Annotated in this window: 13 protein-coding genes; 10 read left to right on the top strand and 3 right to left on the bottom strand. The window is 61.0% G+C overall.

The features are described from left to right. Positions 1-393: 393 nt before the first annotated feature. Both ACSAMP_RS02060 and rlmB read right to left on the bottom strand, forming a co-directional pair. Positions 394-2,694, bottom strand: a complete 2,301-nt coding sequence (locus ACSAMP_RS02060; RefSeq protein WP_441796295.1) for an HAD family hydrolase — start codon at positions 2,692-2,694, stop codon at positions 394-396. 30 nt (positions 2,695-2,724) lie between these two features. Beyond that, entirely contained in the window at positions 2,725-3,510 is a 786-nt protein-coding gene (gene rlmB, locus ACSAMP_RS02065; RefSeq protein WP_147560619.1) for a 23S rRNA (guanosine(2251)-2'-O)-methyltransferase RlmB, read from the bottom strand. Between the two features lie 253 nt (positions 3,511-3,763). On the opposite strand from rlmB, the gene ftsH reads away from it, so the two are divergent. Together ftsH and ACSAMP_RS02075 are read left to right on the top strand one after the other, a co-directional pair. Next, the gene (gene ftsH, locus ACSAMP_RS02070) at positions 3,764-5,950 is read left to right on the top strand and encodes an ATP-dependent zinc metalloprotease FtsH (RefSeq protein WP_457799343.1); all 2,187 of its coding nucleotides are present in this window, start codon (positions 3,764-3,766) and stop codon (positions 5,948-5,950) included. Positions 5,951-6,106: 156 nt separating this feature from the next. Continuing rightward, positions 6,107-9,259, top strand: coding sequence for an ATP-binding protein (locus ACSAMP_RS02075; RefSeq protein ID WP_457799344.1), 3,153 nt, complete (start codon positions 6,107-6,109; stop codon positions 9,257-9,259). An 85-nt stretch (positions 9,260-9,344) separates the two neighbouring features. Here the strand turns inward: ACSAMP_RS02075 and ACSAMP_RS02080 are convergent, their stop codons facing one another. After that, positions 9,345-10,559, bottom strand: a complete 1,215-nt coding sequence (locus tag ACSAMP_RS02080) for an ATP-binding protein (protein WP_457799345.1) — start codon at positions 10,557-10,559, stop codon at positions 9,345-9,347. 222 nt (positions 10,560-10,781) lie between these two features. Between ACSAMP_RS02080 and ACSAMP_RS02085 the strand changes: the two genes are divergently transcribed. From ACSAMP_RS02085 to ACSAMP_RS02120, 8 genes are all read left to right on the top strand, one after another. Next, positions 10,782-13,637: a DNA methyltransferase gene (locus ACSAMP_RS02085; protein WP_457799346.1), complete on the top strand. Its 2,856-nt coding sequence runs from the start codon at positions 10,782-10,784 to the stop codon at positions 13,635-13,637. 16 nt (positions 13,638-13,653) lie between these two features. Next, positions 13,654-14,304, top strand: coding sequence for a hypothetical protein (locus tag ACSAMP_RS02090; protein ID WP_457799347.1), 651 nt, complete (start codon positions 13,654-13,656; stop codon positions 14,302-14,304). Positions 14,305-14,644: 340 nt separating this feature from the next. After that, a complete protein-coding gene (gene ychF, locus ACSAMP_RS02095; protein WP_457799348.1) occupies positions 14,645-15,733 on the top strand; it encodes a redox-regulated ATPase YchF in 1,089 nt (362 codons plus the stop codon). 13 nt (positions 15,734-15,746) lie between these two features. Next, positions 15,747-16,313, top strand: coding sequence for a chromate transporter (locus ACSAMP_RS02100; protein WP_457799349.1), 567 nt, complete (start codon positions 15,747-15,749; stop codon positions 16,311-16,313). Then, complete coding sequence (locus tag ACSAMP_RS02105; protein ID WP_457799350.1) at positions 16,310-16,879, top strand: chromate transporter; 570 nt, start codon at positions 16,310-16,312, stop codon at positions 16,877-16,879. Before ACSAMP_RS02100 ends, ACSAMP_RS02105 begins: the two co-directional genes overlap by 4 nt. Beyond that, a complete protein-coding gene (locus tag ACSAMP_RS02110) occupies positions 16,879-18,180 on the top strand; it encodes a Na+/H+ antiporter NhaC family protein (RefSeq protein WP_441796324.1) in 1,302 nt (433 codons plus the stop codon). Before ACSAMP_RS02105 ends, ACSAMP_RS02110 begins: the two co-directional genes overlap by 1 nt. Before the next feature lie 141 nt (positions 18,181-18,321). Then, positions 18,322-19,866: a sodium:solute symporter family protein gene (locus ACSAMP_RS02115; protein ID WP_457799351.1), complete on the top strand. Its 1,545-nt coding sequence runs from the start codon at positions 18,322-18,324 to the stop codon at positions 19,864-19,866. A gap of 130 nt (positions 19,867-19,996) precedes the next feature. Beyond that, positions 19,997-20,848 (top strand): amidohydrolase family protein, encoded by an 852-nt coding sequence (locus ACSAMP_RS02120; protein WP_457799352.1) that lies wholly within the window; start codon positions 19,997-19,999, stop codon positions 20,846-20,848. Positions 20,849-20,984 lie beyond the last annotated feature (136 nt).

Genomic DNA, 20,984 nt, shown 5'->3' on the forward strand with positions numbered 1-20,984 from the left:
CGAAACTACTCCGTGTCGGAAATGGGTCTTTTCATCCAGATATTTAGATTCAGACAGCAAAAAGCGGCAGAGAAGCTGTCTACTGCTCTGCTCTGCTCTGCTCTGCTCTGCTCTGCTCTGCTCTGCTCTGCTCTGCTGTCAGTGTACGGGTGCGGCGCAGCCATGTCAAGGTTTTTTTCATGTGCTCCACTCCCTTTCTCACGATACGCCCCGATTATAGCACAATTTTTCTAAAAGTACAGAGGTTTACATGAAATGTAGGTTTTTTGTCATGAAATGCAGAGGCATTACCGTTTTGTGGAAAATTCACAATCATCGGCGGGCGGACACAGAGGTCCGCCCCTACAAAATCAGGGAGACGGTCCCCGCCTCCCTGATCACGGATATTCTAATTTAATACCGGTGTACCCACCCGGACAGGAACCACACGGGGGCCAGCCAGGTGAGGAGGAAAATGAGCAGGTTCAGTGGGGACAGGGAGCCGTAAGCCTGGGCGGAGACCAGGTAGGCGGCCAGGAGCAGGCCCAGGGTGGAGCCCACGCAGCACAGCACCGCCCCCACCACCGTGGCCCACCGCAGACGGCGTGCGCCGGTGACGGACTCGGCCAGGGGATAGATGCCCTCCCGGCACAGCAGGGCCACCAGCTGGTCGCTGTGGCTCTGGTCGGGGTCAGACAGTTCCCGCCGCCGCTCCACGGGGGGGAAGTCCATCTTGTCCGCCGCCAGCTTGAAGCGCTGCTTGAGCATGGCGGGGATCAGATTGAAGTCCCGGGTGGCCAGCACGGGGCCGACCTTCTCCCGCATCAGCTCCTCGATGGAGGGGAATACCGTGTCGGGCAGGGTGTAGCTCAGGGCGAAGATGCCCGCCAGCTCCCCGTCGATGGCGCAGAACACGGCGTTTTTCACGTTCAGCCCCACGGGGAGGGAGACCTCCATCAGGTTCATAAAGGCCGCCGAGCCCACCAACACCTGGTCGCCCCGGATGTTGGCGGACAGGCCGCCCCCCTCGTAGCAGTGGAGGTGGTCGGCGTTGCGCATCAGGCCGCCCAGGGCTCTTAAATGGTCGTGGAAGAGCTTGGTCAGGCCGCTGCCCGAGTCCCGGATGAGGGTAGCCGTGTAGGCCACCACCCGCTCCATGGGGAAGTCCCCCAGGACCTTATAGCCGTTGAGCTCCACATACCCCGGTGGGAACAGGTCCCCGTCGGTGATGAGCACCCGGTCACCCCGCCGGGCGCAGGCCGCACCGGGCCATCCGGCCAGGGCGCCGCCGCTCTGGATGAGCCGCCGGGCGATCTTGTGGAAAGAGCGGCCATAGGCCAGTGCCCCGCCAAAGGCGGCGGTGGCGCAGAACAGGGCGGACATGCCCCACAAAAGCTCCAGGCTCCGGCCCCGGCCCACCGTGGCCAGCACGGAGAGCAGGATGTCCCCCAGCAGCAGCAGGGGGCAGTAGCGCCGGAAAATGAGCTGGGCCCCGTCATCCATCTGGACCCGGCTGCCAAAGTCCCGGCAGTCCCCGGACCACTTGGCATAGGTGTCCCGGCCATTCCACTTCCCCTCGTCCAGGGTGACCCGGTAGGGGTGGGAGGAGGCCGCCGCTGTGCGGCAGGACAGGCGCAGGGCGCATTTCTTATGATAGCTGCCGTGGAGCTGGCACCACAGGCCCGCCAGGGCCACCGCCGTGTAGGGCAGCCGGGCGGCCCCGTCCCCGGTGAGGGCCAGGACGACCCCGTCTCCCAATGTGGTGAGGCAGGCCAGGGCAGTCAGACTGTCCATGCCCACCTTTCCGTGGAAGGCCCGGCTCAGTCCCACGACCAGCACATCCAGCCCCAGCAGAAGCCCTAGCGCCATCAGGCCCGCCGCCCCCCAGCACTGGATGGCCATGCTGTCTAATGGGGGCAGCCACACCAGGCCCACGGCGGGCACGATGAGCTGGGCCAGGGCGGCCAGAAACAGAAGGGCCACCACCAGCGCCCGCAGGCGCAGGGCTTTTAAGCCCCGGCCATAGGTCTTGGCCAGGTCGTGGGGGTCGGTGTCCGGGGGCGGCGGCTCCGGGGGACGGGGCTTGCGCAGGCGGCGCAGATCAAAGTCCCGGTGCTCCTCCCGGTCTGTGCCGGGGATCAGTTTTTCCAGGCGGCGGACCTCGTTTAAGTCGGTGTTCTCGTCCTCGGCATACATCTGGTCGGCGTAGTCGTCGGCCTTGCGGCCCAGGCCCTTGAAAAAGGCGGACAGGATGCTCTCCGGCTGGGGGAACTCCACGATGCGGTCATCGCCGCCGTTTTGGTCCGGCTCCTCCTCGTCAGATTCCTCGTCTTCTGAGTCGTCCTGGTCAGACTCGCCCGGTTCGTCCTCCGGCTCGTTCTCGTCCTCGTGGGTATCTTCGGACGCTTCGTCGGCGTCCTCCTCCGGCTGGTTGTCCGTCTCCGGCTCGTCCTCGGGGGTATCGTCCGGTCCGTCTGGCTCTTCCAGCTCTTCTTCCGGCTCCGGGCGCTTCGTCCCACCGGGGAAGGCGACCACATTATCCCGTTTGTCCCGGCTGGGCCGGACGGGGATGCCGCCGGGCCGGGCGGAGGGGTTCCCGCCGAACTCGGCCAGGATGTCGTCCAGGGAAAAGCCGCCGCTGTCCGCGTCGCCGATCAGCGATTTGATCTCCCGCAGGTCGCCGTTATTCAGTTTTTCGTCCTTGCGGTCACTCATGGGTGTTCCTCGCTGGCCCCACGGGGGCGGTTAGTTTCCGGTGCGCTGGCGCACCGCCTCATACAGCAGCACGGCGGCGGCGGCAGAGGCGTTCAGGGAGTTGATCTTGCCGAACATGGGGATGGACACGGTGAAGTCGCAGTTCTCCGCCACCAGACGGCTCATGCCGTCCCCCTCGCTGCCGATGACGATGGCGGCGGGGCCCTTCAGGTCGGCCTTGTACAGGCTGGTGTTGCCCTGGGCGGCGGTGCCGAAGACCCACACACCCTCGTCCTTGAGCTGCTTGAGCAGGGCGGTGATGTTGGGCACCCGGGCCACGGGCACATGGGCCACGGCTCCGGCGGAGGTCTTGGCCACCACGGCGGTGAGTCCGGCGGAGCGGCGCTTGGGGATGATGACCCCGTGGGCCCCCGCCGCGTCGGCGGTACGGATGACCGCGCCCAAATTGTGGGGGTCGCTGAGCTCGTCGCACACCACGATCAGGGGGGCCTCCCCCTTCTCCCGGGCGATGTTCAGGATGTCGTCCACGCTGGCATACTCCCGAGCGGCGGCCACGGCGATCACGCCCTGGTGGGAGTGGGTGCGGCTCATGCCGTCCAGCTTCCGCCGGTCCGCGTCCACCACCACCACGCCCTTCTCCCGGGCGGTGGAGGCGATGTGGCCCAGGGTGGCGTCGGTCTCACCCTTTAAAATATAGATCTTGTCGATGGTCACGCCGGCCCGCAGGGCCTCGACCACGGCGTTGCGGCCCTCGATGATACCGTCGTTCTCCGTCTCCACCGGAGCGGAGCGGCGCAGAGGCTTTCTTGTATCCATAGGGGGTTCCTCCCAATTCTCATTCAGTTTTGCATACATGGGCCAGTATAGCACATTTGTCCGCCGGGGAAAAGAAAAATTTTCAAAAACAAAGGGGAAACCGCACCAGCCGGCGGCCGTTTTCCCGGCGGATCACTTTCACAGAAAGTTTACACCGCCGTTTCTTGTTTTTACCGGCGGGATGTGGTATGATATAGGATAAATTGCGCAGTCTCTGCATGATTTAAAATTCAGTGTCAGGAGGTATACTCCTTTGAAGCCAGACAAAGGGAACAACAAAAGAAATACGTTCGGTCTCATCACGCTTATTCTGTGGGCGCTGGTGCTGACCTTCCTGTTCCGCAGCTGCTCTTCGTCCTATGCCAGCGCCAACGAGGTGCAGGTGGACTACTCCACCTTTAAAGAGTGGGTGCAGCAGGACAAGGTGGACCGGGTGCTGATGCAGTCGGGCAAGTACACCATCACCCTGAAAGAGGGCGTAACGGTGGAGGTGCCCGAGCAGAACAGCTCCACCAGCTCCATCTTCTATAACTGGATGGGCAATCAGGACCGGGAGACCGTCTATGTCACCACCCCCACCCCGGTGGCCGATCTGGAGCTGTACTCCCTGATGGAGAGCCACGGCGTGGACTACTATGACAAGCCGGTAGACAGCTCCACCCAGATCATGTATCTGCTGCTGTCCTATCTGCTACCTGTGGTCATTATGGTGGGCGCCATGATGTTCCTCTTCCGCGGCGTGGGCGGAAAGGGCGGCATGGGCGGTCTTGGCGGCGTGGGCAAGGCCAATGCCAAGGTCTATGTGGAGAAAAAGACGGGCGTCACCTTCCGGGACGTGGCCGGACAGGACGAGGCGAAAGAGTCTCTGCAAGAGATCATCGACATCCTCCACAACCCCCAGAAGTACACCGACATCGGCGCCAAGCTGCCCAAGGGCGTGCTGCTGGTGGGCCCTCCGGGCACCGGTAAGACGCTGCTGGCTAAGGCCGTGGCCGGAGAGGCGGGGGTGCCCTTCTTCTCCATCAGCGGCTCTGACTTTGTGGAGATGTTCGTGGGCGTGGGCGCGTCCCGTGTCCGCGACCTGTTCAAAGAGGCCAGCAAAATGGCCCCCTGCATCATCTTCATCGACGAGATCGACACCATCGGCAAGTCCCGGGACAACCGCATGGGCGGCAACGACGAGCGGGAGCAGACCCTGAACCAGCTGCTGGCCGAGCTGGACGGCTTTGACCCCGGCAAGGGCGTGATCGTCCTGGGCGCTACCAACCGGCCCGAGGTGCTGGACAAGGCCCTGCTGCGGCCCGGCCGCTTTGACCGGCGCATCACCATTGACCGGCCCAACCTGGCCGGGCGCATGGCCACCCTCCAGGTCCACACCCGGAAGATCAAGCTGGCCGAGGACGTGAACCTGAAGAAGATCGCCCTGGCCACCGCCGGGTGCGTGGGCGCGGACCTGGCCAACCTGGTGAACGAGGCCGCCCTGCGGGCGGTGCGCAATGGCCGCCGCCTGGTCACCCAGGAGGACCTGCTGGCCTCCTTCGAGTTCGTCATCGCCGGCAGCGAGAAGAAGAACTCCGTCCTCACCGAGTTTGAGAAGAAGCTGGTGGCCTATCACGAGGTGGGCCACGCCATGGTGGCCTATAAGCAGAAGAATGCCGAGCCGGTGCAGAAGATCACCATCGTCCCCCACACCGAGGGCAGCCTGGGCTATACCCTGCTGATGCCCGAGGAGGACAAGACCAACCTGCGCACCCGGGAAGAGCTGATGGCCAAGATCACCGTGTCCATGGGCGGTCGGGCCGCCGAGGAAGTGGTGCTGCACACCATGACCAACGGGGCCTCTCAGGACATTCAGGAGGCCACCAGCATCGCCCGGAACATGGTGGCCATGTACGGCATGAGCGACGAGTTCGGCATGATGGCCCTGGGCTCCGTCCGCAACCAGTATCTGGACGGGGGCTATGGCCTGGACTGCGCCCAGGACACCGCCGCCGCCATGGATAAGCAGGTGAAGCTGATCCTGGAGCAGTGCTATCACGACGCGGTGGAGCTGCTGAAAGAGAATATGGACGACATGCACAAGGTGGTGGCCTATCTGCTGGAGAAGGAGACCATCACCGGCGGCGAGATGGTGGCCATCATCCAGGGCCGCGACCCCGCCCTGGTGGAGGACGCCTATGCCTCCACCCACGCCCGCCAGCGGCCCCTGCCCGGGGACATCGAGCCCCCCGCCCGGAACATCCATATGGTCAGCGAGAGCATCCCCGCTCCCGCGCCCCAGGAGGAGGACCAGAATGGCCAGAGCGGCCAGCAGGACGGCCAGAATGACCAGTCCAGCGAGACCCCGGCGGACCAGCCCCAGACCCAGCCTGAGACTCCCGCCCAGCCCCAGAGCGCCCCGGAGGAGAAACCCGAGGACAACGGCCGGCAGGACGGCTGACAACAGAACAGACACACCAAAGCGATCCCGGCTGCCTGGGTACGGACAGCCGGGATCTTTCTGTATTACCCGCCGTTTTTTGCGGTTTTTATACTTGTGAAAAACTGCGGCCCCGTGGTATGATTGTGGGGCAATTTACACTGGAGGAAAGCCACCATGACGGACAGCAAGAAAAACAAAAAGTCCACCGGCTGGGTCCAAACGGGCATCGGCATTCTGGCTGCCATTCTGGCCCTTCTCATCGTCGTGATGATGTATCTGGTCTCCGGCATCCAGGGCACGGCCCGGGTGGTCAACTATGCCGGTCTGGTGCGGGGCAAGACCCAGCGCCTGGTGAAGATAGAGATTGCCGGTCAGCCCCAGGACGGGATGCTGAGCGACGTGGAGTCCTTTATTCACGGTCTGCGCTATGGCGACGACCAGCTGGACATCGTCCGCCTGGACGACGCCGCCTTTCAGGACAAGATGGAGGAGCTGGATGACTACTTCGGCTCGCTGAAAGACGAGCTGATGCTGGTGCGCCGGGAGGGCTATCAGGCCACCGACATCATCCCCAAGAGCGAGGAATTTTTCAACATCTGCGACCAGGCCACCGGCCTGGCGGAGGTCTACTCCCAAAAGCGGGCCACCGCCCTGGAGGGACTGGAGAAATACATCACGGCGGACATCGTCTGCCTGATGGCCCTTATCGTCTATGCCCTGGTCCAGGCCCTGCGCTATGCGGCCATGAACCGGGCCTTGCAGCACAAGGTCTATGTGGATGGGGCCACCGGCCTGCCCAACAAAAATAAGTGCGAGGAGCTTCTGTCCGACCCGGAGATACCGTGGGAGGACGTGGGCGTGTGCAGCTTTGACTTAAACGACCTGCGGCGGATCAACAACAGCATGGGTCACGAGGCGGGGGACGCCTATATCCGCTCCTTTGCCCAGCAGCTGCGCCTGGCCATGCCCCAGCAGCACTTTGTGGGCCGGGCCGGGGGCGACGAGTTCCTGGCCGTGACCCACGGGCTGGACCGGGCCGCCCTGGACCAGTGCCTGGACGGGGTGCGCCGGCACATGGCCGACTATAATCAAAACCACCCGGACATGCCCATCAGCTATGCCGTGGGCGCGGCCCTGGCCCGGGAGGAGGGCCCCTGCACCATGCGGGAGCTGTTCAACGCCGCAGACAAGAACATGTACATCAACAAAAACCACGTCAAGCGGGAAGAGGCCGCGGCAGAGCGGCGGATGAACTATCAGCTGCTCCGCCGGGTGCGGGAGCTGGGCTACTCCTTCTCCGACTGCCTGTACTGCGACGCTCGGCAGGACACCTATCGGGTCATTCGGGGCAGCGAGTCCTTCTTCCTGGCCGCCGACGGCAGCTACTCCGGGGCGGTGGAGCAGATCGTGGCCGAGCAGGTGGCCCCAGAGGACCGCCGCCGGGTACGGGAACAGCTCCAGCCCGGCGCTCTGGGCGGTCAGCTGGGGCCGGACGCCCCCGCCCTTCAGGTGCAGTATCAGCCCAGCGGCGGCGGCCAGGCAGCCTACAGCCGTCTGATCCCCGTGTTTGTGGACCGGGACGGTTCAGGACAGCTGCACCACTTCCTGCTGGCCTTTCAGACCATCCGGGATGACCGCCCCTCCTCCGGGGACGCAAAAGAGCAGCTGGCCCAGTATTACGAGCAGCTGAAGCAGTCCATCCTGGAAAACGACAGCTATGTAGACGCCCTGCTGTCCACGGCGGACGCCATCTACTCCGTCAACCTGACCCAGGACATTCTGGAGCGCCGCTTTTTGAAGGAGGAGGAGGGCCCGGTCTCCCTGGTCATCGACTATCCCCTCCCCGGCTCCTATCAGGACTACTGCCGGGAATACGCCCAGGGCATCACGCCGGACACCCTGGAGAGCTATCGCCTCACCGACTCCCCGGCCAAGCTGCTCAAGCGCTTCTCCGCCGGGGACAAGCAGTTCACGGTGGAGTACCGCCTGACGGGCCCGGATGGAGGGCGCTGGGTGCAGAAGACCACCCTCATGTCCGACGGGCTGGTCTATGACCCCGTCACCGGCCAGGAGAGCGCCGTGGTCCACGGTCTGATCCTGCTGAAGGACACCACCCAGTTCCACCAGCGGGAGCAGGAGGAGAACGCCCGGCTCCAGGCCGCCTATGACCAGGCCACCTCCGCCAACCAGGCCAAAACGGAGTTTTTAAGCCGCATGTCCCACGACATCCGCACCCCCATCAACGGTATCATGGGCATGCTGTCCATCATCCAGAAAAACCGGGAGGACCGGGCCACGGTGGACCGGTGTCTGGAAAAGGTCCAGGCCTCCTCCCAGCATCTGCTGTCCCTTATCAATGACGTGCTGGACATGAGCAAGCTGGAGAGCGGCCACATCCAGCTAGAGCACATCCCCTTCGACCTGACCGATCTGCTGAGCCAGGTGCGCGCCCTGGACGAGTCCCTGGTGGAGGGCACCGGCCTGACCTATCGCTGCCACCCCCTGGCCCAGGAGCCTGTCTGGGTGCTGGGCAGCCCCCTCCACCTGCGGCAGATCCTGCTGAACCTGTTCAGCAACTCCGTGCGCTATAACAAGCAGGGCGGGACCATCGACACCTGGGTCACCCGGCGCTCCGTCCAGGATGACGCCGCCGTTTTTGAATTCAAGATCCAGGACACCGGCGTGGGCATGAGCCCGGAGTTTGCGAAAAACAGCCTGTTCCAGCCCTTCAGCCAGGAGCACCCCGGCGCCCGCACCCTGTATCAGGGCACGGGCCTGGGCATGTCCATCGTGAAGGAGCTGGTCACCCGCATGAACGGCTCCATCCAGGTGGACAGCGCCCCCGGCGTGGGCACCACCTTCACCGTGGAGCTGCCCCTCCCCCTGGCCCAGCCGCCCCAGCAGGCCGCCCCCGCCGCTGCGGCAGAGCCAACCCGGTCTCTGGACGGCGTCACCGTGCTGCTCACCGAGGACAACGCCCTGAACATGGAGATCGCCCAGTTCTTCCTTCAGGACGCGGGGGCCAGCATCATCCAGGCCTGGAACGGCCAGCAGGCCTTGGACATCTTCCAGTCCTCCCGGCCCGGTGAGATTGACGTGATCCTGATGGACGTGATGATGCCCGTGATGAACGGCCTGGAGGCCACCCGCCGCATCCGCGCCCTGCCCCGGCCCGACGCCAAGACTGTGCCCATCCTGGCCATGACGGCCAACGTCTTCGCCGACGACGTGGCCCAATGCCGCCAGGCCGGCATGACCGACCACCTGTCCAAGCCCCTGGGCGAAGAAAAGCTCCGCCGGGGCATTTTAAAGTGTCTGCCCCAGTGAACCAAAGAAACAGCGCCCCCGTGCGACGGTTTTCGTGCCGTCGCACGGGGGCGTTTTTCTGTCTTATCTTCGATTTTTCTTGTCGTTAATCCCAGCGCTCCGCCAGGAGAAAATCCCGGATATTCCGGTGCTTGATGCCGCTGCGGCTCAGGTCCAGCTCGTCCATGGAGACCACATATTTGGGGAAATTATCCCGGATACCGTCATATGCGCCGAACTCCCGGGCGACGGTCTCCTCCGAGGCCAGCAGATAGGTCACCTGAACATAGAGCGTCTCCCCTCGCCTGTCACAGACGAAGTCCACCTCCCGCTCCCCGGCCTTACCCACCGTGACGGTATAGCCCCGGCGGAGCAGCTCCAGAAACACGATGTTCTCCAGCACCAGGTTGATGTCCCGCATGTTGCCGCCGAACACCGCCTCCCGGATGCCGTGGTCGGCGATGTAATATTTCTCGCTGGTGGCCAAGATCTGCTTGCCCTGCAAGTCCTGGCGCTTTACCTGATAGAACAGATAGGCGTCGCAGCAATAGCGGATATAGTTCAGCACCGTCTCCGGCGACACGCTGCGCTGCTCACTCTTGAAAAACTTGGCCAGAGAGCCCGCCGAAAAAGTCGTCCCCACGTTGGCCATCACATAGGCCAGGATGCGCTCCAGCAGGTCCACGTCCCGGACCTTGTTGCGCTTGATGATATCCTTCAGCTGCACCGAGTCGTACAGGTCGCTGAGATACTGCCGGACCGGCTCCTCCTGATAGTTCAGCCGGGACAGATAGGGCATCCCGCCGAAGAGCAGATACTGCTGAAAGCACTGCCCCGCCGTGGCCTGGGGATCGGTGGGCCGGTACAGCTCCAGAAATTCCGCAAAGGAGAAGGGATAGATCACAAACTCCACATAGCGCCCGCCCAGATAGGTCGCCAGCTCCCCGGAGAGCAGCTTGGCGTTGGAGCCGGTGATGTAGATGTCGCAGTCCAGGGCCACCCGCAGGGAGTTGACGCACTTCTCCCAGTCCTTTACCTCCTGTATCTCGTCGAAAAACAGATAGACCTTGCCCCTTATGCCCTCGGCCCGGGTCAATATCTCCTGGTGCAGAGCCTGGGCCGTACACAGGTGCAGATAGCGCATGTCCTCGAAGTTGATGGAGATAAACTGCGCCTTCTCCACCCCCATCTCCAGCAGCTCCTGCTTCACCAGCTCCAGCATCACCGATTTCCCGCTGCGCCGGATGCCCGTCATCACCTTGACCAGCTCGCCGTTGATAAATGGCCGGATGCGCCGCATATAAGATTCCCGCTTTATCATGGGCCTTCACCTCGTTTCAAGCCCATCTTATCAAAGTTACAGTGAAAATTCAATCGGATTTTCCTGTTTTATTCGATATAACCGATAAATTCCGATTTTAACCTGCTTTATCGGTTATACCTGAAACGTTTCAAATCTCCAGCTCCAAGCAAAACGCTTTCCAACTCTGCTGCAATATGGTATGATATTGCCAGAAAACACGAATTCAGGAGGGCTTACACCATGACGGACGTGCAGCAGCGGGCGGCGGCAAGACAATTTGCGGCGGACTGGGAGGACCGCGGGGACGAGAAGCAGGAGACCCAGGCGTTCTGGCTGGCGCTGCTGCAAAAGGTCTTCGGCGTGGACGAGCCGGAGAAGTACATCAGCTTCGAGCGCCGTGTGGAGGTGGATGACCCCCGCACGGGGAAGCGCACCACCAAATTCATCGACGGCTACATCCCCCAGACCCGGGTGCTGGTGGAGCAGAAGGGCAAGGACATCGTGCTGACCCGGGGCTATAAGCAGTCCGACGGCTCCCTCCTGTCCCCCTATCAGCAGGCCCGGCGGTATGGGGCCTATCTGCCCCAGTCGGAGCAGCCCCGGTGGATCGTGGTGTGCAACTTCCAGACCTTTGAGGTCCACGACATGAACTTCCCCAACGGGGAGCCGGAGGTGCTGACCCTGGCCGACCTGGCCGCAGACTGCTCCAAGCTGAATTTCCTGGTGAACACCGGCAGCGATGCCATCAAGCATGAAGAAAAGGTCTCTCTCCAGGCCGGCGAGCTGGTGGGCGTGCTGTACGATGCCCTCTTGCAGCAGTACAAGGACCCCACCGACCCAAAGACGCTGAAAAGCCTGAACGCCCTGTGCGTCCGGCTGGTGTTCTGCCTGTACGCCGAGGATGCGGGCATTTTCAACCACCGCCGGGATATGTTCCACGACTATCTGAGGGACATCCCCGCCCACGGCATCCGAAAGGCCCTGGTAGAGCTGTTCCGCACCCTGGACCAAAAGCCCCAGGACCGGGACAAATACCTCTTTGACGACAACCCCACCCTGGCCGCCTTCCCCTATGTCAACGGCGGCCTGTTCGCCGATGAGGACATTGAGATCCCGCCCTTTACCGAGGAGCTGAAAAGCCTGCTGCTCTCCAAGGCCAGCCAGGACTTTGACTGGTCCGCCATCAGCCCCACCATCTTCGGCGCCGTGTTCGAGAGCACCCTGAACCCGGACACCCGCCGCTCCGGCGGGATGCACTACACCAGCATCGAGAACATCCACAAGGTCATCGACCCCCTGTTCTTAAACGGCCTGAAAGCCGAGCTGGAGGAGATCAAACGCATTCCGGTGGAACGGACCCGAGAGGCAAGGCTGGCCGCCTATCAAAGCAAGCTGGCAAGCCTGACCTTCTTAGACCCCGCCTGCGGCTCCGGCAACTTCCTCACCGAGAGCTATATCTCCCTGCGGCGGCTGGAAAACCAGGTCATTGAAGAGCGGATCATTCTGGACAAAGGCCGGCACGGATACCAGGTCGCCGGTCAGGTGGCCTGGGGCGAAGGGGCCCTGAACCCGGTCCAGGTCTCCATCCACCAGTTCTACGGCATCGAGATCAACGACTTCGCCGCCACCGTGGCCAAAACCGCCCTGTGGATCGCAGAGAGCCAGATGCTGAAAGAGACCGAGGACATTATTGCCCACCAGATCGACTTCCTCCCCCTGAAATCCTACGCCAACATCACCGAGGCCAACGCACTGCGGCTGGATTGGCAGACCGTTATCCCCAAAGGGAAACTAAACTATATCATGGGAAACCCGCCGTTTGTGGGCTACTCTTTGCAGAGCAAAGAACAAAAAGAGGATATTCTGTCCATTTATGTGGATGAAAAAGGAAAGCCCTATAAGACCGCCGGAAAAATTGACTACGTCTCTGGCTGGTATTTCAAAGCGTCCCAATATATGCAGGACACCCACATCAGGACCGCCTTTGTGTCCACCAACTCCATCACCCAGGGGGAGCAGGTGGCCGGTGTCTGGAAACCCCTCTATGACCGCTTCGGCATCCACATCGACTTCGCCCACCGCACCTTCCGCTGGGACAGCGAGGCCAGCCTGAAAGCCCATGTGCATTGTGTGATCGTGGGATTCAGCGTGGCACCCTTCACCGAAAAAAAGTGGCTTTTTACCAGTGAGCGAGTTCAGGAAGCAGAAAATATCAACGCTTATTTGATGGATGCACCAAATGTATTCATCGGTAGTCGAAATAAACCGCTTTGCAATGTTCCACTAATGACAACTGGAAATCGTCCGGCCGATGGTGGGCACTTAATCATTGAAGATGCCGACTATGCTGACTTTATTAAAGAAGAACCCTCTGCAAAGCCGTATATCAAACAACTGATTGGTGCTGCTGAATTTATTAACAATAAAAAACGCTGGTGCTTGTGGCTAGTCGGCGTTAGCCCCGCTGAATTACGGAAAATGCCATTGGTCATGAAGCGAGTAGCAGCATGTAAAGCAGACCGCGAAAATGCACCAGATGCAGGCCGCCGCAAACTGGCTGATTGTCCGACACAATTCAGAGAAATCAATAATCCAGACACTTTTATCGTTGTTCCCGCAGTCTCTTCTGAACGTCGAAAGTATGTTCCCATTGGATTTTTGGACAAAGAAACTATTGCCACAAACCTTGTCATTACAATTCCAGATGCAACGCTGTACCACTTCGGCATTCTGACCTCTAATGTCCACATGGCATGGATGCGGGCCGTGTGTGGTCGGCTGAAAAGCGACTATCGCTATTCCAAAGATGTGGTTTACAACAACTTCCCCTGGCCCACGCCCACGGACGAGCAGAAGGCTAGAATCGAGCAGACCGCCCAGGCGATTTTGGATGCCCGGGAGCTCTACCCGGATTGCAGTCTTGCTGACCTGTATGACGAGGCCACCATGCCCCCGGAGCTGCGCAAGGCCCACCAGCAGAACGACAAGGCCGTGATGCAGGCATATGGCTTTTGGGGCAAGCTGAACAGCGAAAGCGCCTGCGTGGCGGAGTTGATGCGGATGTATAAATTATTGACAATGGATACTCTCAAGTAACATAAGGAAGATGCTTATGGATATAAAATCTATACAACTTTTGAATAATATCCACAACAAAATCGTAAATCGCTCTTTTGATGAAATCGATATTTTGGCCCTACTCATATTAATCAGAGAAAATACCCTCGTTAACCATGATTATAAGAAGGTAGATTGGACATACGGATTTCTTCGAGAAATTTGCAATTTTGTTGCACACAGAGATCGAAATAAAGGCTTCGTCGTAGAAGAGGCACGTCTTACATACAAACATTGTACTGATAACGGAATCTTCCATACAGGCGTAGAATGCAAACGAACGGTAATCTCTGGAATTCTCGAAAACATTGTTATAAGCGAGTTAAATAATGTTTTTTCAAAATTAGGGTTATCCAAAATCCCAGCAGAGTGTGAATCCGAAGTCATTTTATGCATCATTTCCTTACTTCAATTTGCCAAACTAGAAAGTGATGACGGACAAATTCATGGCTACTTGTGTGCCGAAATTTGTAATGACGGAATATACCTTTTAAGTTACGTTTCTGGATCTGGTTTATCGGCAATCATCTTAGAAGTAGAAGATTCACGATACCACAATTTAGTTATACGCTCAAAAACACTAGACAAGGCTCCGTTCTTTCTTAAACGAGTCGATTCAAAATTAAAGATAATTTTGCCTGAATAAACACATATATAAACTTTTATTATCCATCGGACTTGTGCAACCCCGCGTCCCATGGTAAAATGTATCGTTGCACAGTGCGGTCCTGTTTGGCCGTTTGTTGTGTCTATATTTGAAAAACACAGGAATTTTCCGTAAATTTTGAATCGGAACAGACTGAAGGGCCTTGTCATTGCGAGGAGGCCCTATGGGCCGACGTGGCAATCCGTTATTTTCGTCCACAAGACGCAGAGAACGGATTCCCACGTCGCTGCGCTCCTCGGAATGACAGTATCCGACTGATCTCATAATATTTCCGAAGATTCTTTTGTTTTTCGGTAAAAATAAAGGAGAAATGTGTCACATGAAGCTGGGTATTGTGGGTCTTCCTAATGTGGGCAAATCGACCCTGTTCAACGCCATCACCAACGCCGGCGCGGAGAGCGCCAACTATCCCTTCTGCACCATCGACCCCAACGTGGGCATGGTGGCCGTGCCCGACCACCGGCTGGACAAGCTGGCGGAGATGTATCACCCCAAAAAGACCACCCCCGCCGTCATCGAGTTCGTGGACATCGCCGGACTGGTGAAGGGCGCCTCCCGGGGCGAGGGCCTGGGCAACAAGTTCCTGGGCAACATCCGCATGACCGACGCCATCGTCCACGTGGTCCGCTGCTTTGATGACGAGAATGTCATCCACGTGGAGGGCTCCACTGACCCCATCCGGGACATGGACACCATCGACCTGGAGCTGGTCATGGCCGACCTGGAGATGGTGGAGCGCCGCATCGACAAGGCCAAAAAGGCCGCCAAGGGCGACAAAAAGTTCTTGCAGGAGGCCGCCGACTTCGAGGGTCTGCGGGACTGGCTCAACGACGGCAAGTCCGCCCGGACCTATGAGGAAGTGAACATCGCCGAGGAGTATCCCGACTGCGAGCTGCTGTCCCTCAAGCCTGTGATCTATGCCGCCAACCTGGACGAGGACGGCTTTGCCGACCCCCACGGCGTGGAATATTACCGCCAGGTGGAGGAGCGGGCCCAGGCTCAGGGGGCCCAGGTCATCCCCGTGTGCGCCAAGCTGGAGGCGGAGATCGCCGAGCTTGACCCCGAGGAGAAGAAGATGTTCCTGGACGACCTGGGCATCGCCGAGTCCGGCCTGGACCGGCTGGTGAAGGCCAGCTACTCTCTGCTGGGCCTCATCTCCTACCTCACCTCCGGCGAGGACGAGTGCCGCGCCTGGACCATCAAGCGGGGCACCAAGGCCCCCCAGGCCGCAGGCAAGATCCACTCTGACTTCGAGCGGGGCTTCATCCGGGCGGAGGTGGTCTCCTATGACGACCTGATGGCCTGCGGGACCATGGCCGCCGCCCGGGAGAAGGGCCTCATCCGCTCTGAGGGCAAGGAGTACGTGGTCCAGGACGGGGATATCATCCTGTTCCGCTTCAACGTGTAAGCGGGAGAACGCCATGAAACTGCTGTGGGACCTATATTTTACCTTCGCCAAGATCGGCGCGTGCACCTTTGGCGGCGGCTATGCCATGCTGCCCATTCTCCAGCGGGAGATCGTGGAGAAAAAGCACTGGGCCACCGACGCGGACCTGACCGATTACTACGCCATCGGCCAGTGTACTCCCGGCGTCATCGCCGTGAACACCGCCACCTTCATCGGCTATCGGTATAAGGGTCTGGCCGGGGGCATTCTGGCCACCCTGGGGGTCATCTCCCCCTCCATCATCATCATCTCGGTCATCGCCGCGTGCCTGTCCAACTTCGCGGACATCCCCGTGGTGCAGCACGCCCTGCGGGGGGTGAACGCCTGCGTGGTGGCCCTCATCGCCTCCAGCGTCATCAAGCTGGGCAAGTCCACCATCATTGACGCCCTCACCGTGGGCATCTTCCTGGTGGTGCTGGCCCTGGCCTTCTTCGTGGGGCTGTCCCCCGCCATCCTCATCGTGTGCGCCGGGGTGCTGGGCTATGCCTGGCGGCGCATCCGGGGCTTTGAGCACAACGAGAAGGGGGGCGAGGGCAAATGATCCTGCTGCGCCTGTTTTTTGAGTTTGCCAAGACCGGCCTGTTCGCCGTGGGCGGGGGCCTTGCCACCATCCCATTTCTTCAGGATCTGGGGGCCCGCACCGGCTGGTTCTCCGCCGCCGACCTGAGCACCATGATCGCCGTGTCCGAGTCCACCCCCGGCGCCATGGGGGTGAACATGGCCACCTATGTGGGCTTTACCATCGCCCGGCTCCACGGCATCCCCGGCGTCATCGGGGCCATCGTGGCCACCCTGGGCCTCACCTTCCCCTCCATCGTGGTCATCATCATCATCGCCGGCTTCCTGGAAAAATTCCGCCAGTCCAAAACGGTGGATGCCGTGTTCTATGGCCTGCGCCCCGCCTCCACCGCCCTCATCGCCTCCGCCGGACTGACGGTGGCCATGACCGTGCTGGTCACGTTGGGCGAGACCATCTCCATCCACTGGCCCGCCCTGATCCTGGCCGTGGTGGTCTTTATCGCCATGCGCTACACCCCCCTGAAAAAGCTCCACCCCATTTTGTTCATCGCCTTCTCCGCTGTCGTGGGCGTGATCTTGCAGTTCTGATGGAGTGGCTGGTATTGGGGGCGTTCTGCGCCGCGCTGCTGCTGTGCGTGGCCCTGGGACAGTCCATTTTATATGCCTTGGCGGCGGGGTTTGTCCTGTTCCTGCTCTATGGCCGCCGGAAGGGCTTTGCCTGGTCCCGGCTGTTTCGCCTGGCTTTAGATGGCGTTCTGACGGTGAAGAATATCCTTATTACCTTCCTGCTCATCGGGATGCTCACCGCCCTGTGGCGGCAGGCGGGGACCATCCCCGTCATCGTCTGCTTCTCCGCCCGGCTCATCCGGCCCGCTCTGTTTGTGGTGATGGCCTTTCTGCTCAACTGCCTGGTGTCTTTTCTTACGGGCACCTCCTTCGGCACGGCGGCCACCATGGGGGTCATCTGCGCCGCCATCGGCTCCAGCCTGGGGCTGAACCAGCTGCTGGTGGGCGGTGCGGTGCTGTCCGGGGTCTATTTCGGGGACCGGTGCTCCCCCGTGTCCACCAGCGCCCTGCTGGTGTCAGAGCTGACCCGGACGGACGTCTTTCACAACATCCGGTCTATGGTCCGCTCGGCCCTGGTCCCCTTTCTGCTCTCCTGCGGCGTCTATGGCCTGCTGGGGGTGCTGTCCCGCCCCGCCGGGGAGGTCATGGATCTGGAGGCCCTGTTCGCCCCCGCCTTTTCTCTCAGTTGGCTGGCCCTGATCCCCGCCCTGGTGATCCTGGCCCTGTCCCTGATGCAGGTGAACGTGAAAATCGCCATGTCCGCCAGCATCCTCTCCGCCCTGCCTGTCTGCCTGCTGGTGCAGCACGCCCCGATTGCTGACCTGCCACGGCTGCTGTTCTTTGGCTATCGGGCGGCGGACAGCCAGCTTGGAGCCATGCTCAACGGCGGCGGCATCTGGTCCATGGCCCGGGTCACCGCCATCGTGTGCCTGTCCTCCTCCTACTCGGGCATCTTTCAGCAGACGGGCCTGCTGGACCACGTGAAGGCCGCCATTGGCCGCCTGGCCCGCCGTGCGGGTCCCTACGCCGCCATCCTGGCCGCCTCCATCCCCGCGTCTATGGTGGCCTGCAACCAGACCCTGTCCATTCTCCTCACCCACCAGCTGTGCGACCAGACCCAGGAGGACCGGGAGCAGCTGGCCCTGGACCTGGAGGATGCGGTGGTCGTCGTGGCCCCCCTGGTCCCCTGGTCCATCGCCGGGGGCGTCCCCCTGGCCTCCATCGCCGCCCCCACTGCCTCCATCTTCTTCGCCTGCTATCTCTATCTGTTGCCCCTGTGGCGGCTGTCAGGGTCGCTGCTCCGGCGAAGCGCACACAAGTGAACCGTTTCCCCTCTCCCGACTGCCAAGAGCAGCCGGGAGATTTTTTTCGGAAATTTTAAAATTTCCCTTGACTTTTGCGGTTCTCTGCGTTAAACTTCAACGCAGCAAAGTAACAAACTGTGTGTGAGAGGAATGATCCCAATGGTTATCAAGATCACCCTGCTGTTGGTGTTCTTCGCCGTGATGGTGGGCATCGGCCTTTACTGCCGGAGACACGCCACCAACGTCAGCGGCTTTGTGCTGGGCGGGCGCTCGGTTGGCCCGTGGCTCACCGCCTTCGCCTACGGCACGTCTTATTTTTCCGCCGTGGTCTTTGTGGGCTATGCCGGACAGTTCGGCTGGAAATATGGCATCGCCGCCACCTGGGCGGGCATCGGCAACGCCCTGCTGGGCTCCCTGCTGGCCTGGGCCGTGCTGGGCCGCCGCACCCGCATCATGTCCCAGCATCTGGACAGCGCCACCATGCCCGAATTCTTCGGCAAGCGCTTTGGCAGCAAGTCGCTGAAGATCGCCGCCTCGGTCATCATCTTCATCTTCCTGATCCCCTACACCGCCAGCCTGTACAACGGCCTGAGCCGCCTGTTCGGCATGGCCTTTAACATCGACTACTCCGTGTGCGTCATCGTCATGGCGGTGCTCACCGGCGTGTATGTCATCGCCGGGGGCTATATGGCCACCGCCATCAACGACTTTATCCAGGGCATCATCATGATCTTCGGCATCTGCGCCGTCATCGCCGCCGTGCTCCACAGCCAGGGCGGGTTCATGGCCGCCTTAGAGGGCCTGGCCCAGATCCAAGACCCGGAGGTGTCCCAGGCCCCCGGCGTGTTCGCCTCCTTCTTCGGCCCCGACCCCCTGAACCTGCTGGGCGTGGTGCTGCTCACCTCCCTGGGCACCTGGGGCCTGCCCCAGATGGTCCAGAAGTTCTATGCCATCAAGGACGAGAAGGCCATCGACACCGGCATGGTGATTTCCACCGTGTTTGCCGTGTTCGTCTCCGGCGGGTGCTATTTCCTGGGCGGCTTTGGCCGGCTGTTCTCTGACAAGGTGAACCTGGCCGCCGGCGGCTATGACTCCATCATCCCAACCATGCTCTCCGGTCTGCCCGATCTGCTCATCGCCGTGGTGGTGATCCTGGTGCTGTCCGCCTCTATGTCCACCCTGTCCTCCCTGGTGCTGGCCTCCAGCTCCACCCTGACCCTGGACTTTTTGAAGGACAACATCATCAAGGACATGAGCGAGAAGCGCCAGGTGTTCATCATGCGCTGCCTCATCGTGGTGTTCATCGCCATCTCCGTGGTCATCGCCCTGGTGCAGTACCACTCCAACGTCACCTTCATCGCCCAGCTCATGGGCGTCAGCTGGGGCGCGCTGGCGGGCGCTTTCCTGGCCCCCTTCCTGTTCGGTCTGTACTGGAAGCGGGCGTCTAAGGCCGCCTGCTGGGTCAGCTTCATTTTCTCCACCGTGGTGATGATCGCCAACATCTTCGTGCGCTCCTCCTTCCCCGCCCTGCTCCGCTCCCCCATCAACGCGGGCGCGTTCTGCATGATCGCCGGGCTGATTTTGGTCCCTGTGGTCTCTCTGCTCACCCCCGCCCCGGACAAAAAGCTGGTGGACGACGCCTTCTCCTGCTACGACGAAAAGGTGCTGGTCCGGCAGACCCAGGCCCTGGGGGACCGGCTGTAACGCTTCTCTTTTCTCTTCTCTCTTTTCAAAGGCAAAGACCTGTGGTATGCTTCAACCAGCACCCACAGGTCTTGCGCCTTTTTCCTGAACCATCCGGGGCGGATCGCCCCATACAGAAAGGACCCTTTTCATGATCGTCGACATCCACACCCACACCTTCCCCCAGGCCATCGCCGCCGCCACCATTGAAAAGCTGGCGGCCATGAGCCACCTGACCCCCTTCACCCACGGCTCCAATGCCGAGCTGGCCGCCTCTATGGCCCAGGCGGGGGTGGACCAGTCCATCGTCCTGCCGGTGGCCACCAATCCCGCCAAGGTCAGCCACATCAACGACGCCGCCGCCAAAGTAAACGAGGACTACGCCCAGACAGGCATCTTCTCCTTCGGCGGGATGCACCCCGACGCCCCCAACTGGAAGGAGGAGCTCTCCCGGGTGGAGCGCCTGGGGCTGAAGGGCATCAAGCTCCACCCCATCTATCAGGGGGTGGATTTAGACGACCCCCGGTTCCTGCGCATCCTGGACCGGTGCGGCGAGCTGGGGCTGGTGGTGCTGGTCCACGCGGGGCTGGACGTGGGCATCCCCGGCAAGGTCCACGCCTCCCCGGAGATGAGCCTGAACGCCCTGCGCCAGGTGGGGCCGGTAAAGCTGATCCTGGCCCACATGGGGGGCTGGCGGAACTGGGACCAGGTGGAGCAGCTGCTGCCCCACACCTCCGTCTGCCTGGACACCTCCTTCTCCCTGGGGGACATGAACCCGGCCCCCGACGGCTTCTATCGCCCGGAGGAGCTGCACATGATGGGCCGGGAGCAGTTCACCCGCATGGTTGGCCTGTTCGGCCCGGAGCGCATCTTCTTCGGCACCGACTGCCCCTGGGGCAGCCAGAAGGAGAGCCTGGACCGCATCCGCGCCCTGCCCCTGTCCCAGGATTCCCTGGACGCGATCTTAGGCGGCAACGCCCAGCGGCTGCTGACGCTGGACTGATCTGCATCCACTATTCCAAATTCACATATTTTCACTCAACAGAGTGAATGAAAGTGAATTTTCACTCTGCCAGGTGAAAAAAGTGAAAATTGGGTATAAAGGATTGGAGCCTGTGGCTGTTTCAGCGACAGGCTCC

The sequence above is a fragment of the Flintibacter sp. SJQ-8 genome (assembly GCF_054108085.1).